The sequence below is a fragment of the Paraburkholderia sp. AV2 genome (assembly GCF_054968425.1).
In genome coordinates this window covers 132,193-146,882 of the sequence record NZ_JBANLK010000002.1, presented here as the reverse complement: position 1 = coordinate 146,882, position 14,690 = coordinate 132,193, and the positions used below count along the sequence as shown (strand labels likewise).

11 protein-coding genes and 2 tRNA genes are annotated in these 14,690 nt (G+C 65.7%); 3 read left to right on the top strand and 10 right to left on the bottom strand.

All coding sequences use genetic code 11. The features are described from left to right. Nucleotides 1–481 precede the first annotated feature (481 nt). The gene (locus V8683_RS02395) at nt 482–1,216 is read left to right on the top strand and encodes a Crp/Fnr family transcriptional regulator (protein ID WP_103705863.1); all 735 of its coding nucleotides are present in this window, start codon (nt 482–484) and stop codon (nt 1,214–1,216) included. 82 nt (nt 1,217–1,298) lie between these two features. Here V8683_RS02395 and rpiA read toward each other — a convergent pair whose 3' ends face one another. The 3 genes from rpiA to rnr all read right to left on the bottom strand — a co-directional run bounded on the left by rpiA (nt 1,299) and on the right by rnr (nt 5,511). Then, the gene (gene rpiA / locus V8683_RS02390; protein ID WP_411189238.1) at nt 1,299–1,994 is read right to left on the bottom strand and encodes a ribose-5-phosphate isomerase RpiA; all 696 of its coding nucleotides are present in this window, start codon (nt 1,992–1,994) and stop codon (nt 1,299–1,301) included. A gap of 141 nt (nt 1,995–2,135) precedes the next feature. Further along, complete coding sequence (gene rlmB / locus V8683_RS02385) at nt 2,136–2,879, bottom strand: 23S rRNA (guanosine(2251)-2'-O)-methyltransferase RlmB (RefSeq protein ID WP_411189237.1); 744 nt, start codon at nt 2,877–2,879, stop codon at nt 2,136–2,138. 163 nt (nt 2,880–3,042) lie between these two features. Next, nucleotides 3,043–5,511, bottom strand: a complete 2,469-nt coding sequence (gene rnr, locus V8683_RS02380) for a ribonuclease R (protein WP_411189236.1) — start codon at nt 5,509–5,511, stop codon at nt 3,043–3,045. Between the two features lie 364 nt (nt 5,512–5,875). On the opposite strand from rnr, the gene V8683_RS02375 reads away from it, so the two are divergent. Further along, nucleotides 5,876–5,962 (top strand) — tRNA-Leu (locus tag V8683_RS02375). A gap of 216 nt (nt 5,963–6,178) precedes the next feature. Then, nucleotides 6,179–6,265 (top strand) — tRNA-Leu (locus V8683_RS02370). 134 nt (nt 6,266–6,399) lie between these two features. On the opposite strand, the gene V8683_RS02365 is transcribed toward V8683_RS02370, so the two are convergent. From V8683_RS02365 to V8683_RS02335, 7 genes are all read right to left on the bottom strand, one after another. Next, complete coding sequence (locus tag V8683_RS02365) at nt 6,400–7,986, bottom strand: TolC family protein (protein WP_411189235.1); 1,587 nt, start codon at nt 7,984–7,986, stop codon at nt 6,400–6,402. Then, a complete protein-coding gene (locus V8683_RS02360) occupies nt 7,956–9,962 on the bottom strand; it encodes an FUSC family protein (RefSeq protein WP_411189234.1) in 2,007 nt (668 codons plus the stop codon). Before V8683_RS02360 ends, V8683_RS02365 begins: the two co-directional genes overlap by 31 nt. Continuing rightward, a complete protein-coding gene (mdtN, locus tag V8683_RS02355; protein WP_411189233.1) occupies nt 9,943–10,995 on the bottom strand; it encodes a multidrug transporter subunit MdtN in 1,053 nt (350 codons plus the stop codon). Before mdtN ends, V8683_RS02360 begins: the two co-directional genes overlap by 20 nt. Before the next feature lies 1 nt (nt 10,996). Beyond that, a complete protein-coding gene (locus V8683_RS02350) occupies nt 10,997–11,284 on the bottom strand; it encodes a hypothetical protein (protein ID WP_411189232.1) in 288 nt (95 codons plus the stop codon). A 140-nt stretch (nt 11,285–11,424) separates the two neighbouring features. Continuing rightward, on the bottom strand, nt 11,425–12,231 hold the full coding sequence (locus V8683_RS02345; protein WP_411189231.1) for an alpha/beta hydrolase: 807 nt from the start codon (nt 12,229–12,231) through the stop codon (nt 11,425–11,427). A gap of 149 nt (nt 12,232–12,380) precedes the next feature. Next, nucleotides 12,381–13,769: a heavy metal sensor histidine kinase gene (locus V8683_RS02340; protein WP_411189230.1), complete on the bottom strand. Its 1,389-nt coding sequence runs from the start codon at nt 13,767–13,769 to the stop codon at nt 12,381–12,383. Next, entirely contained in the window at nt 13,766–14,443 is a 678-nt protein-coding gene (locus tag V8683_RS02335; RefSeq protein ID WP_411189229.1) for a heavy metal response regulator transcription factor, read from the bottom strand. Before V8683_RS02335 ends, V8683_RS02340 begins: the two co-directional genes overlap by 4 nt. Nucleotides 14,444–14,690: the final 247 nt, after the last annotated feature.

Sequence of the window (14,690 nt, the reverse complement as noted above, 5' to 3'; positions counted from 1 at the left end):
TGTCAGCCCTGTATCGTTTTCGGCGGCCTCTTTCTGTGTAGCCGGGTGGTGGCGCTCGCCGCGCACGGCGCGTGTTTCAGTCTGGAGTCATTTTTGGAAACACCCGGAGAACCACGAATAATCACACTAAATCAAGGCGTTAGATAAACCAAAATTCATCCGGCAAGAAGTGCGGCGGCGGAATTCATCGTGCAGAAGTGAAACAAAAAGGCCGACTTCTCCGGCACGGCTCGAGGCGCAATGCCCGCGAAGACGCGTGGGGTCGCGATGCATGCCGTTCTGGCACACACCCTGCTAAAGACATGTCGCCACACTAGCGATAAGCGCCGGGATCAGACCGGCGTACGCATACGGGACTATGGGGCTGGCACGACGAACGGATAGCCGAACGGGAAACGGCACACAACTACGGATTCGCGAGCCGGAACGAATAACAACGAGGCAGCGCTTGCTCGCAAGCAGCCTCGCATGAGGACCAATCATGTTGACCCTTCAATCCGACCTGCACGGCAACCACCTGCTTGGCGCCCTGCCGTCGCATGAGTGGCAGGCGCTCGCCCCCCATCTCGAACTCGTTCATCTGCGTACCGAACAATTGCTGTGCGATTCCGGCCAGCGCATCCATCACGTGTACTTTCCGACCACGGCCATCATCTCCATGCTCTCGACCATGGAAGACGGCAGCTCGGTCGAAATCGCGGCAGTCGGCCGCGAAGGCATGACCGGCGTGCCGGTCCTGACGGGCGGCGAAACGATGCCGAACCGCGTGCAGGTGCAATGCGCGGGCTTCGCGTATCGCATGAGCGCACAAAGTCTCAAGCAGCAGTTCGCCCGCTCGGACTTCCTGCGCCGCCTGATGCTGCTCTACATGCACGCCCTGCTCACGCAGGTGGCCCAGACGGCCGCGTGCAATCGCCACCATTCTCTCAGCAAGCAGTTGTGCCGCTGGCTGCTGATCGAAGTGGACCGCGTGGCCTCGAACGACCTCACAGTCACGCAGCAGTTGATCGCCGACATGCTCGGCGTGCGCCGCGAAGGCATCACGGAGGCAGCCGGCAAGCTGCACGACGAAGGCCTGATCCATCACAGCCGCGGCCGCATTCGCGTGCTGGATCGCGAGGGTCTGGAAGCCCGCGCCTGCGAATGCTACGGGCTCGTGCGGCGCGAGTTCGACCGCCTGCTGCCGCGTCTGCGCCAGGCGGAAACGGTGGAGTGAGCGTGAGTGGAGGGACGCCGCGCGGGACAGGCTCCGCGCGGACTTTGTGGCGGGCCGCCCGGCGCGGCCCGCTGCCTTTGCCTCAGCGCTTCGGGTAGTCGATGCGCTCGACGCCCGTTGCGGCACCCAGCAGGCAGAGGTCGGCGCCGCGCGCCGCGAAGAGACCCACGGTCACGACACCGGGCCATGCGTTGACGAGCGCCTCGAATGCGCACGGGTCGCTGATGCTCAGACCCTTCACGTCGAGGATCTCGTTGCCGTTGTCGGTGAGATAAGGCGAGCCGTCCTTCTGCACGCGCAGCACGGGCACGCCGCCCAGCACATTCACGCGGCGGCCGATGGCCGTGCGTGCCATCGGCACCACCTCGATGGGCAGCGGGAACTGGCCAAGCACGTCGACGCGCTTGCTCGCGTCGGCGATGCAAACGAACACCTCGGCCACGGACGCCACGATCTTCTCGCGCGTGAGCGCGCCGCCGCCGCCCTTGATCATCGCGCCCTGCGCGTCGATCTCGTCGGCGCCGTCGACATACACGGGCAGCCCTTCGATGTCGTTAAGGTCGAAGACGCGAAAGCCATGCGATTGCAGGCGCGCCGTGGTTGCCACGGAGCTCGACACCGCGCCGCGGTAGCGGTCCTTGCTGGCGGCCAGCGCGTCGATGAAGCAGTTCGCGGTCGAGCCGGTGCCGACGCCGATCACGGCGCCCTCGGGCACGTTCGCGTTCACGTAGTCGGCGGCGGCCTTGCCGACCAGTTGTTTCAGTTCGTCTTGAGTCATGGGAATACGGCGCGAGAGAGGAAAAAAGCGGGAGGCGCCTAGTTTACCGGAGTTGGCAGGACCAGCCGGCCGATTCCGGTCCCATGCAAGGCTGTCGACCAGAGTTGGCGCTTTAGCGCTTACTCCGGTCCCATGCAAGGCTCAGCTCGCGACGCCGCGCTGCCGGACGGCCTCGAAGAGGCACACGCCGCTCGCCACCGAGACGTTCAGGCTTTCCACCGTGCCCGCCATCGGAATGTGCATGACCTCGTCGCAGGTCTCGCGCGTGAGCCGGCGCATGCCCTCGCCTTCCGCGCCCATCACGAGCGCAACCGGGCCTTCGAGCTTCGTCTGATAAAGGCTCGCGCTCGCGTCGCCGGCCGTGCCCACCACCCACACGCCCGCCTCCTTGAGCTCGCGCAGCGCGCGGGCCAGATTCGTCACGGTGATATAGGGCACCGTGTCGGCCGCGCCGCTCGCCACTTTCGCGGCCGTGGCGTTCAGGCCCACCGCGCGGTCGCGCGGCGCAATGACGGCATGCGCCCCGGCCGCATCGGCCACCCGCAGGCAGGCGCCGAGATTGTGCGGATCGGTCACGCCGTCCAGTACGAGCAGGAGCGGCGCGCCCACAATGCCGTCGAGCAGCTCGGCCAGATTCTGCGCAAGCGGCAGATCGTGCACGCGCGCGACGACACCCTGATGGCGCTCCGTATGCGCGAGCCCCCAGAGCCGCGTTTCGTCGGATGCGATCACGCGCACGCCGGCGTCCTTTGCGGCATGCAGGAAGTCCTGCATGCGGCGGTCGCGCCGCGTCGGATCGTAATAGACATCCTCGACCGTCGACGCGTCGTGCCGCAAACGCGCGGTCACCGCATGAAACCCGTAAAGAACCTTGAGACGTGACATGACTTGAGACAACCCCTGATGAACGGTCCGCCACGCGGCGCGTGCAGGGACTGCACCGCGCGCCTGACGAACGACTGTAACTCTTCCGGCCGCCGGCACGCGCCGGGTATCGCGGCGCCCGCCCCCTCATACGAGCCGGAGGCAAGCGCCGCGCCTGCGGCACTCAGCGCTTCTTGCGCGGTGCCGGCTTCTTCGTCGCGGCCTTGGCGGCGGCGCGCTTCTTTGCGGTCTTCGCCGCGCCGCGGGCGGCGCGCGCTTCCTTCACCGAAGCGCTCGGCGCGCTCGCGGCCTTCTTGCGGCGCGGTGCGTCGCCGTCCTGCAGCGCGCGCACGCGCGGGCCGCCATCGCCCATGCCCATACCCTTGTCCGCCGGTGCCGTACGGCCGGCCGCGGGTTTGACGGGCGTGTCGCGCACGAGACGGAAATCGATCTTGCGCGCGTCGAGATCGACGCGGCTCACCTGCACGCGCACGCGGTCCGAAAGCCGGTAGCGGATACCCGTGCGTTCGCCGCGCAGCTCGTTCTTGATCTCGTCGTACTGGAAGTAGTCCGAACCCAGTTCCGTCACGTGAACGAGACCTTCGATGAAGAGCGAGTCGAGCTGCACGAATATGCCGAACGACGTCACGCCGCTCACCATGCCGCCGTACTCCTCGCCGAGCTTGTCGCGCATGAAGTAGCACTTGAGCCAGGCCTCGACGTCGCGCGACGCTTCGTCGGCGCGGCGCTCGTTGGCCGAGCAGTGCAGGCCGAGCTCTTCCCAGATCGCCGTATTGCCGCCGCGTCCGCGCTTGCCGCGCTTTTCCTCGTCCTCGGCCTGGAGCGCGCGGGCGCGCGGCGACAGCGCCGTATTGAGCTCGACGCCGTGGGGCGCGGCAGGCTGATACTTCTTGCCCTGCAGGATCGCGTAGATCGCGCGGTGCGTGAGCAGATCCGGATAGCGGCGAATCGGGCTCGTGAAGTGCGCATAGGCCTCGTACGCAAGACCGAAGTGACCGATGTTGTCCGGGCTGTAGACGGCCTGCTGCATCGAGCGCAGCAGCATCGTCTGCAGCATCTGCGCGTCGGGCCGGTCGCGGATGTGCGCCATCAGCGCCGCGTAGTCGCTCGCGTGGGGCGTGTCGCCGCCGCCGAGCGAAAGGCCCATGCCGCGCAGGAAGGTGCGCAGGTTCTCGAGCTTCTCGGCGCTCGGGCCCGCGTGCACGCGGTAGAGGCCCGGGTGCTTGTTGCGCTTCATGAAGTCCGCGGCGCAGACGTTGGCCGCGAGCATGCACTCTTCGATCAGCTTGTGCGCGTCGTTGCGCTGACGCGGCACGATCTGCTCGATCTTGCCCTGCGCGTTGCAGACGATATACGTTTCGGTCGTGTCGAAGTCGATGGCGCCGCGTTTCTGGCGCGCGGCGAAGAGCGCCTTGTACACGCCGTAGAGATTCTGCAGTTGCGGCAGCAAGGCCGCGCGCCGCATCGCCTCCGGTCCCTTGGTGTTCTTGAGCACCGCGGCGACTTCGGTATAGGTGAGCCGCGCGGCCGAGTGCATCACGCCCGGATAGAACTGGTAAGCCTTGATCTCGCCGCGCGCGGTAATGACCAGGTCGCACACCAGCACGCAGCGATCCACGTGCGGATTGAGCGAGCAGAGCCCGTTCGAGAGCTTCTCCGGCAGCATCGGAATCACGCGGCGCGGGAAGTACACCGACGTGCTGCGCTCGATCGCGTCGACGTCGAGGCCGCTGCCCGGCAGCACATAGTGCGAGACGTCGGCGATCGCGACGATCAGGCGGAAGCCCTCGCCGCGGCCGACCTGCACCGGTTCGCAATAGACGGCGTCGTCGAAGTCGCGCGCGTCCTCGCCGTCAATCGTCACGAGCGGCACGTCGCGCAGATCCACGCGATAGCGGATGTCCGTGGGACGCACGGCGTCGGGCAGCTTCGCCGCCTCGTCGAGCGCGGGCTTGCTGAATTCGTGCGGCACGCCGTACTTGCGCACGGCGATCTCGATCTCCATGCCGGGATCGTCGATGTCGCCGAGCACCTCGACCACGCGGCCGAGCGGCTGCGAATGGCGGCTCGGAAAATCGGTGAGCTCGACCACCACCACCTGCCCGACCTTCGCCTTCTTCGGATTCTGCGTCACCAGAATGTCGTGGCCGATGCGCTTGTCTTCGGGTGCGACGATCAGCGCGCCGTTCTCGTTCAGCAGCCGCCCGATCACGCGCGTGTTCGCGCGGTCGGTGACCTCGACGATATGCCCCTCGGGGCGGCCGCGCCGGTCATAGCCGACGATGCGCGCGAGCACGCGGTCGTTGTGCATGACCTTCTGCATTTCGCCCTGCGGCAGGAACAGGTCGTCCTGGCCGTCGTCGCGCACGAGAAAGCCGTAGCCGTCGCGATGGCCCTGCACGCGGCCCGCAACGAAGCTGGAAGGATGCGCCAGTTGATAGTGGCCGCGCGAATCGAGCCGGATCTGCCCGTCGCGCTCCATCGCGGCGAGCCGTCTGAAGAACCCTTCGCGCTCCTGGCGCTTGATGGCGAGCGCCTCGGCGATATCGTTCGCGGTGCAGGGCGTTTCGCTGGTCCGCAGCACGCCGAGAATCTCTTCGCGGCTGGGAATCGGATACGGATATTTGCTCAAGGGCTTGTCGATGGTTGTTCTCGTTGCGTCGATGTCGGATCTGTCGCGTCGCCCAAATTTCATTCAACGACGAAACTCGGGCGGCGCCCCGGTCTTCGAGTGCTTCATTCAGCGTGCCGGCCGGCGAGCTTCCGTGGGCCACGCGCCCACCGGCGCCACTGCTGCGAGGCATTCTAACACCCGCATCGTACGCGGCAGACGCCGCGCGGACCGGGCGCGCGAGGGCAACACAGGAGACAAACGCCGTGGCGGCGAGCCGGAAACGCCGCACCGCGCTTTTTTCAGGAAACACTTGACAAGCGCGGCGGGCACGCTAGAATGGCGGTCTTTGCTGCACGACACATCGAACGGCAAACGACACCTTGCCCAGGTGGCGGAATTGGTAGACGCACCAGGTTCAGGTCCTGGCGGTGGCAACACTGTGGAGGTTCGAGTCCTCTCTTGGGCACCAGATTCAAAAAAGGCCAGCTTCCAGCTGGCCTTTTTCATTTCCTGGCCGGAAAATAAAATAGCGCGTGAATGACGCGCTTTTGCGCATCTCTATCCCCAAGGCGGGCGGATTGCGCAACAGGATTTCACGACCGTCGGCCCTTCCGGTGAAATTTTTTCAAACATCCGTTGACAGCTTGCTTCGGGCCGCTATAATTGCGAACTAGCTTGAAGATGTGCCCAGGTGGCGGAATTGGTAGACGCACCAGGTTCAGGTCCTGGCGGTGGCAACACTGTGGAGGTTCGAGTCCTCTCCTGGGCACCAGGAATTTGCGGAAAAGGTCGGCATAGCCGGCCTTTTTTCATTTCTGGTTCAAGAAGCAGCAAAAAGAAGCCGTCAAAAGAAGCACCGGACTGTAAGCACTCCAAACGGGCTTCTCCGGAAACTCACACCCCTCTCTACCAGGCGGGCTCGCCGTCAGGCGTAGTCGTGCCGATCTCCCCCGTGGCGAGCGCGAGCGACGCGGCGGCGGAAAGCGCGGCGCTGTAGCTGTCCGCATAGGCGTTCTGCGCCGCGAGCAACTGATTCTGTGCGAGCAGCGCATCGGTGATCGAGCCTACCCCGTGCCGGTACGCGGAGAACGCCGCGTCGTAAGTCGTCTGCGCGGCGGCGACCAGCGCTTTCGCGGCGGCGTTCGACGCAAGGCTCGTGGAAAGCGCGTTCTGCGCGGCAACGACTTGGCGGACGGCCTCGTCCTTCGTCCGGGTCAACTGCTCTGAGGCGCTATCCGCGTCATTGCGCGCCTGCATCAGCACGGCGGAACGCAACCCGCCGTCGTACAGCGGGATCGTCACGCCGAGGAACACACTGCCGCTGCGGCGGCTGCCGGTCAGGTTGACGGTTGCCGCCTGATCGCCGACTGGCGGGATCGCCGTGATCGCCGTCGAACCAGTGCCGTACGCAGCCGCCGCGGACAAGAACACCTTCGGCATGAAGGAAGCCTCGGCTGCGCGGATCTTCGCCTGGTTCGCCTGTTCGAGCGCGTACGCCCCCTGCACGTCGGGCCGCCGTGCTATCGCGTCGGCAACGATCTGGTCCACCGACTGGTGCAGCGCCGGCGAAAGCGCGCGCGGCGGCAACGGGGCAATCGTCGGTTTCGACAACGGCGAGACGCCGAGCGCGGAGACGAGGCTCAAATAACTGTCGCTCAGGGCGCCGTCCGCCTGCACCTTGACAAGATTCGCCTGGGCCTGGTTCTGCGTGGCCTGCGCCACTTCGACGACCGTGCCCACGCCCCGCCCGTATCGCGCACGAGCGGCGGCGAGGATGCCGTCCGCGTTGTCGAGCGACTGCTGCGCGGTGCTCGCGCGTTCACCCGCGGCTTCGTACATGTAGTACGCAACGCTCACGTCGTGGATCACGTGCTGATGCACGGCGGTGAACGTGACGTTCGCGGCGACCGAGAGTTGCGTGGCCGCATCGACGCGCGCGCGGCGGCCGCCAAAATCGAACAGCAGCCATTGCAGCGCAAGCACCGACACCGTGCCGTGGATGTCCGCATTGGTCGACACGTTGCCAAGCAACGTCGACGATGAACCGCCCGATGCCTGGTAGCCGCCCATCGCCGTCGCGGTGAGCTGCGGCAGATAAGCGGTCTTCGCGATGCCCGCCGCGAGCGCCGCATTGCGCGCGTCGTTCCAGGCGATCCGCGTGAGCGGATTCGTCGATTCCGCGAGATCGATCAGCTCGGGCAGCGTGTACGGATGGCTGGCGTCGAGCGCCGCCGGTTCGATCGACGCCAGCCCGGCGCTGCGCGGTAACGTGTAGCCCTCGCGCGCTGCGTCGATCGAACCGGCGGCACTATGCGGCGGCCCCGGCACGATATTGCCAGCCGTGTCGGTCTGCGGCTGCCACGGACGGTCAGGCGCGGGAGGCGCAAGATCCAGCGAGGACGTCGCGCATCCCGCGAGCCCCGAGACTACCAGGGCGGCGGTCAATGCGCTGGCCAGCGCGGTCAGCCAGGGCGTCGGTTCAAGGGCGCGCATCGATCGTCGTCTCCTTCGGTTGGGCTGCGCACGGCTTCGGCGATCTCGCCGAAGCGCGCGTCGATCACGTTCAGAAGCGCGTTGACGTCGCGGTCGCCGCGGTCGCGACGGCCGACCTCCCGGTTCACATCTCCGCCCTGCTCCATTCGTTCGGCGACCTCGCTCAACCGGGCATCGGCCGCAGCGCCCACGCGGCCGGCCGACAGAAAGAGCGGCCCCTCCAGCGCGCCGAGCTCGGCAAGCGCACGCCGCCGGCTCGCGATCCATTCGGGCGCGGGACGCACCCACGAAGGCTCGTAGTGGATCAAGCCCAGATCCCCGTAGAGTGCGCCGTATTGCGCGAGCGCCCCCGCGGCAAGCGTGCGGCGCGCGCCCGCGTCGACTGTGCGCGCAACCCGGCCCCACTGGGCAACCAGTTCATCCAGCGCCTTGTCGATTCGCTTAGCAATGCCAAGCGGCCATACGCGCGTGAACACGAGATAAGCCACGGCATTACCGATCAGAATGCCGATCGCGCGATCGCGTGCGATGGTCAGGTCGAACGCGGGGGCCGCGCCCTGGATCACGCAGAGGAAAAACGCAAAGGAGACCTGAAAACCGATATACGCGATTCGCGGCGACCCCACCGCAACCCACGCGGACAGCCACGCGCCCACGAACACCAGCGCCATCAGCTCGCCGATCGAAGTCAGTGCCGGCGTCACGAACACGATCGCCGCCGTGCCGGCCACCGCGCCGATGAGGCAGCCGGCAATCCGCAGAGTCAGCTTTTCGACGGATTCGGCCGTCGTGCCGAGCGAGACGATGTAACAGGTGAGGAAGCAGGTATGGATGCCCTGCCAGTCGAGCTGCTGGTACAGCAGGTAGCAGAACATCGCCGCCACCGTGGTCTTCAACGCGTAGCGGACGTGATCGGGATTCGTGAATGCGTCCGCGTCGAAGAAGCTGCCGCGCGCAGGTTCCGGCGCCGGGGCGGGAGCCTCCTTCGAAGCCGGCACCGCGAAGCCCTCCAGCGCCGCACGCAGGTCGGCGAGCACGAGCGCGGCGAGCGGCGGCAACGTGGTCGCCTCGGGCAGGTCTTGCAGATCGACCACGACGTCCACTGGATAACCGCCGGCATCGAGCATCGCGGCCATCTGCTCCATCGTCTGTGCCAGCCGCGCCGCGCAGGCCGCAGGCAACCGCGCGCCGGGTTCGCTTGCGGCAAGATCCGTCGCGAGCAGAATGGCGGTCGTCGCCGCGGCCGCGGCGCGCAACGCCGCAAAGTCGGCTGCGGTGGAGGTACCTTCGAGCTTCGAGAACTTGAGCCACGCCAGGATCTGGTGCTCGCCTTCGCGCAGGCACGCCTCGAATCCGGCACGCTCGGCCTCGGTCGCCGCGCCCGTCAGGCGGCGCGCCGCGAGCCTCAGGCGCTTCGCGAGCTGCGCGCTGGCGAGGCGGCGCGGCGACGGTGCAAACAGCAGGTTCACGACGATGGAAACGCCAATCGGAATCGAGACGAAGAGCCACGCGTACAGCAGGCCGCGCGTGGCGGCCTCGCCGATCGGCGCGAGGCCGAGTTCGTCCAGACCATAGCCGACGATCATGGCGACAGTCGCACCGACCGGCCGCAGCTTGCTCGCCGACGTGACGAACAGCAGTCCGAACGAAAGCACCGTCATGCAGCCGACACGCAGCGCCGGCACGTCGATAGAAAAGATCGCGAAGCCCATCACGATCCCGATGATCACGGTCACGAGCAGGAACAACGCGACCGACGTCACGATGCTCGTCACGCGGTCGGGCTTGTTGAAGAAGAACACGAGATAGGCCGAAAGCGCGGCCTCGGGGGTGCCGTACGCACTCGCGATCAGCGTCGTCAGGGCGCACATCAGGGCCATGCGCGTGACGAACGAAGCGCGCCCCGGAAACGGCGCGAGCAGTCCTGCGATCTCCCGCAGGCCGGGCGTGCCGACGTCACCGGCAAGCTTGGCCATGCCGGACCTCGACGATCGCACTCGCACCGATCCGTACCAGCTTCGCGGCCGGCGCGTCGATCCGCACCCGCACCGGGAAGCGCTGCGAAACTCGTACCCAGTTCACCGACTGCTGCACATAAGGCAAGCTGTGCGGCACGTCCACGCGATCGGTGTCCAGGATCCCCGCGCCGATACCGACGACCTTGCCGCGCATCGGATGCGTGCGGTCGATCATCGAATACACCGTCGCGCAATCGCCCACGTCGATTGCCCCGAGGGCCGTCTCCCGGAAATTCGCCACGGCGAACCATTCGTTCGCATGGATCAGCGTGAAGATGGACTGGTTCGGCGCGACCGTCTCGCCCGCGAGAATCGAAAGCCCCGTCACGTAGCCGTCGAACGGTGCGCGCACAACCGTATCGTCGAGCGCGTGCTGCGCGATCGCCAGCGCCGCCTCGCGCGCGTGCAGCGTGGCGATGGCGTCGGAGTCGTCGCCGATCGTCTGCGCGGACGAACGCTGCTGCTCGCTGGCCTGCGTGAGCGACACGCTCGCGTCCCGCTGCGCAACCACCGCCTGGTCGAACTGCTGGGCCGACACGTAGCCCTGTGCCGCGAGCGGCCGCAGCCGTTCGACGCTGCGTGTGGCGAGATCGTAGTTATGCGTCGCGCGGCGGGTCTGGTCGGCGGCGATCGATGCGTTCGACGTCTCGCCGATCAGCGAGCGGCGGCGCGTGGCCAGTGCCGCGCGTGCCAGCTCGACTTCGGCCCGCGCCTGCGCGACGGCCAGCCGGTACGACACAGGATCGATTTCGAACAGCACGTCGCCCTTCGCGACCCGCTCGTTCTCCTCGACGGCAACCCGCACGATCCGGCCGCCGACGGGCGATGCGACGTGCACCACATCTGCGTCGATGGAAGCGTCATCGGTCGAGGGAAAGCGCGACGACCGATCGTAGGCGTACCAGAGCGCCGCGGCCCCGAGCAGGACGATTGCCGCAGCGATCGCGCGGCCCTTCCATGCGGAGTTTGAATTCGCGCCGGCCATTTTCATATCAGAGTTGCCCCGTTCCCGATAGCCAGACGAGCACCCCGACGACAACGCCAATCGCGGTGCAGACAGAAAGCTGGTAAGGCACTGTGCGGACCCAGCCGGTCGCGACGAATGCGCGATGGGCGACGAGGGCGCCCGCGATGCCGGTCACGGAGCTCAGAAGCCAGAAAGGAAAGTACGCGCCGAACAGCACATAGGACGGTGCGCCGCGGGCGGCACACCCCCCAAGCAGCGTGAGCGCCAGGGGGGAACAGGCGGCGGTGATTCTGGGCCATGTACGTTGTTTCATCGCTTTCGTGACTGGAACAAATACTGGTATCTCACTGCCAGGCACGTCATCATAGCGCGGTTTGCCGCACCCGCGGCGCGTACAGGCCGGCATGCGAGTGTTGCGGCGTAACGTCCCCCCGCCGCAACACGCTGGCGATCTCACTTCGCCGGCTGCCCCGCTGCCTCCAGAATCAGGTTAGCAACCTCCTGCGGATGAGAGATCAATGAAACGTGACTGGAGTCGATCTCGATCGTATGGGCTTTCATCCGGTTAGCCATGAAGCGCTCGAAATCGGGGTTGATGGTGCGGTCTTCGGTCGACACCGCGTACCACGTGGGCTTGTCGTGCCAGGCGGCGACCGTCGTCTTCGCCGACGTGATCGCCTTGCCCATCGGCTGCTGCACCGCATAGTAGGCTTCGGCTTCCGAAACCGGCAGATCGCCCGCGAAGTCCTTCACGAACGCGCTCTCGGAGAGTGCGCCGTAGCCGTCCGAAGACCAGTGCACGCCGGCCGATGCCGGGGCGGCCGGGAACTTGCGGGCCAGCGCGGGATAGTCCTCGCCGGCGTCGGGCGCCCGCGCCGCAATGTACACAAGGCCGGTAACCTTGGGATCGTCGCCGGCCTGGCTGATCACCATGCCGCCATACGAGTGCGCTACCAGCAGCGTGGGGCCATCCTGCTGGGCGAGCGCCCGTTTGACGGCATCGACGTCCGCGTCGAACGACGTCGTCGGATTCTGGACCGCCGTCACATGCAGGCCTTTGGCCTGCAACAGCGGGATCACTTTCCCCCAGCTCGAACCGTCGGCGTACAGGCCATGGACGAGCACGACATTGTGTACCGGAGTGGGCGTCGCCGCCGCGTCGGTTTGGGCCCACGCCGCATGACTTGCCAACGTGAAGGAAAGAGCGGCCAGCGCAGCGCAAGACAGTCGAAAGTTCATTTGAATCTCCTGGAAGGACATAAAAGGTTCGGTTGCATTCCGGCAAACACGAGAGCACCCGGGGTAATCCGCCACGTGCGGGGTAAATCATCTCTATTGATTCGTATAACTAAACATGTGGAAACCTGCAAAGCACGAGTGGCACCTGTCATGAAGCAATCAACCGTGTCTCAGGACCGTGGGAACACAAGCGTAAAGCGCGTCACGCCGTTGCCGCTCGTTGCATGGCACGTCCCGCCGTGCAACGACATGATGCCGCGCACGATCGAGAGTCCAAGCCCGCTCGATTCCGACGACCGCTGCCGCGAGGGATCTGCTCGATAGAAGCGATCGAAGATCCGTTCGAGGTGATGCGGCTCGATCGTCGGGCCATGATTTTCGACGTGGATCGTCGTTCGATCGACGCCCTGCTCCGCCACGGTCGTGATCGCCGTGCCCGGTTCCGCATACCGCAAGGCATTCGCCAGCAGATTTCCCAGCGCGCGACGCAGCATCAGCGGATCCGCCGACACGTACCCGTCGCCGCGCCACTCCAGGCCGACGTTGCGCTCGTCCGCGAGGCCTTCGAAATACTCCTGCATGCGTTCGAACTCGTCGGCGAGCAGCAGGTCGCTGCGCTCGATGGCATTGTCCGCATGCTCGGTCCGCGCGAGAAACAGCATGTTGTCCAGCATCTTCGAAAGCCGCTGCAGTTCCTCGAAGTTCGAGCCGAGCAGCCGCTGGTAATACGCAATGTCACGCGTCTGGCTCAAGCCGACTTCGGTCTGCCCCAGCAGGTTGCCGATAGGCGTGCGCAGGTCGTGCGCCATATCCGCGGACACCTGCTTCAACTGCGTGAACCCGCGTTCGAGGCGATCGAGCATACCGTTGAATGCCGCAATCAGCGCGTCGAGCTCGGGCGGTGCCGAGTGCTGCCCGATACGGGTCGAGAGCGTGTCGATGCCGATTGCTCCCGTTTGCGCCGCGAGAAGGCGCAATGGGTGCAGGTTGCGACGTGCGACAACGAAGGCGAGCAAGGCAACCATGAACGCCACCGTCGAGGCCCATAGCAGAATCTGGTTCCGGTACTCCTGCAACAGCCGCGTGCGTTCGGTCAGCATCCGTCCTGAGATGATCTGCAGGTCGTGGGGCTCGGCGATATCGTGCACGGCGGCGGCCACGTAGATGAACGGCGTTCCGTCCGCCGCGCGCGTATGCTGGACGGCGCCGAGCGTGAGCGGGGCATCCGCCGGCACCGGCGTCGTATCGGGCACCGCCCTGTGGCCCGGATTCACCGTGATGAGCGGTGTCTCGCCCGGCGAACGCACGACCAGCAGCGATTCCGTGTTGCCGAGCATGTTGGCGAACAGGTGCGGCTTGTCGCGAATCAGCTCGCGCACGTCGACGTCGTTCATCAGCGTGCGGATCTGGTCGACTCTCGTCACCAGTGCGCCGTCGTCGCGTACCATCAATTGCTGCTCCAACGCTCGATACAGGAACGCACCGAACAGTTCCATCGCGGCAAACGCGATCAGGGCGTACAGCACTGCAAGCCGCGTCGTGAGCGAGAGGCGCTTCATGCTTCGTGCTCGAACCGGTACCCCACGCCGTGTACCGTGTGGATCAGGCGAACGGGGAAAGGATCGTCGATCTTCTGCCGCAGGCGGCGCACCGCGACATCGACGACGTTGCTGTCGCTGTCGAAATTCATGTCCCACACGCGCGAGGCGATCACGGTACGGGACAGCACCTGTCCCTGATGCTGCACGAAGAACTGCAGCAGGTTGAATTCCTTGTTGGTCAGCGTGACGCGAATACCGCCCCGCTCGACCCGCCGCCTCGGAACATCGACACGCAGATCCCCCACTTCGAAAACCTCTTCCTCCTGCTTCTGGGGCTGGCCGCGACGCAAGATGATGCGCACGCGCGCCAGCAGTTCGGCGAATGAAAAAGGCTTGACGAGGTAATCGTCGGCGCCAAGGTCAAGTCCCTTCAGCCTGTCCTCGAGCGTGCCGCGCGCGCTCAGAAACAGCACCGGCGTATGCGTGCGGTCACCGAGCTTCTTCATGACGGTCCAGCCATCCATTTCCGGCATCATCACGTCGAGCAAGATCAGGTCGTAGCGCATCTCCTGCGCAAGGTGCAGTCCGTCGATGCCGTTCGTGGCCACATCCACCACGTAGCCGGCCTCCGTCAATCCGCTCTGCAGGTATTCGCCCGTTTTGGCTTCGTCTTCGATGACCAGAATTCTCATGTTATCCAATCTCCGAACTTCCCTCTGCATGACGGCGGCCGTCCTGCTGCGCCGCCCCTTCGCTATTTCACGCCTGGAGCCGCGCCTTCCTGCGGATCCGATCGAGCCCTGCGTTAATGATGCGCCTCGATCGGCATCGTGACACGGCGCCTGGGCAGGACGTGATGGCAGTCTAAAAAGAGCGGCCGAACAGGGCCGTTACCCGATCATTACAAAAAAATGACGAGCGAAATGGCAAACAGCACGC

Excerpts from the sequence above, each read along its gene's own strand:
- V8683_RS02395 (WP_103705863.1), top strand. The coding sequence starts at position 482 with ATGTTGACCCTTCAATCCGACCTGCACGGCAACCACCTGCTTGGCGCC.
- rpiA (WP_411189238.1), bottom strand. The coding sequence starts at position 1,994 with ATGACTCAAGACGAACTGAAACAACTGGTCGGCAAGGCCGCCGCCGAC.
- mdtN (WP_411189233.1), bottom strand. The coding sequence starts at position 10,995 with ATGAAAATGGCCGGCGCGAATTCAAACTCCGCATGGAAGGGCCGCGCG.
- V8683_RS02335 (WP_411189229.1), bottom strand. The coding sequence starts at position 14,443 with ATGAGAATTCTGGTCATCGAAGACGAAGCCAAAACGGGCGAATACCTG.
- V8683_RS02340 (WP_411189230.1), bottom strand. The coding sequence starts at position 13,769 with ATGAAGCGCCTCTCGCTCACGACGCGGCTTGCAGTGCTGTACGCCCTG.
- V8683_RS02350 (WP_411189232.1), bottom strand. The coding sequence starts at position 11,284 with ATGAAACAACGTACATGGCCCAGAATCACCGCCGCCTGTTCCCCCCTG.
- V8683_RS02345 (WP_411189231.1), bottom strand. The coding sequence starts at position 12,231 with ATGTCCTTCCAGGAGATTCAAATGAACTTTCGACTGTCTTGCGCTGCG.
- V8683_RS02360 (WP_411189234.1), bottom strand. The coding sequence starts at position 9,962 with ATGGCCAAGCTTGCCGGTGACGTCGGCACGCCCGGCCTGCGGGAGATC.
- rlmB (WP_411189237.1), bottom strand. The coding sequence starts at position 2,879 with ATGTCACGTCTCAAGGTTCTTTACGGGTTTCATGCGGTGACCGCGCGT.
- V8683_RS02365 (WP_411189235.1), bottom strand. The coding sequence starts at position 7,986 with ATGCGCGCCCTTGAACCGACGCCCTGGCTGACCGCGCTGGCCAGCGCA.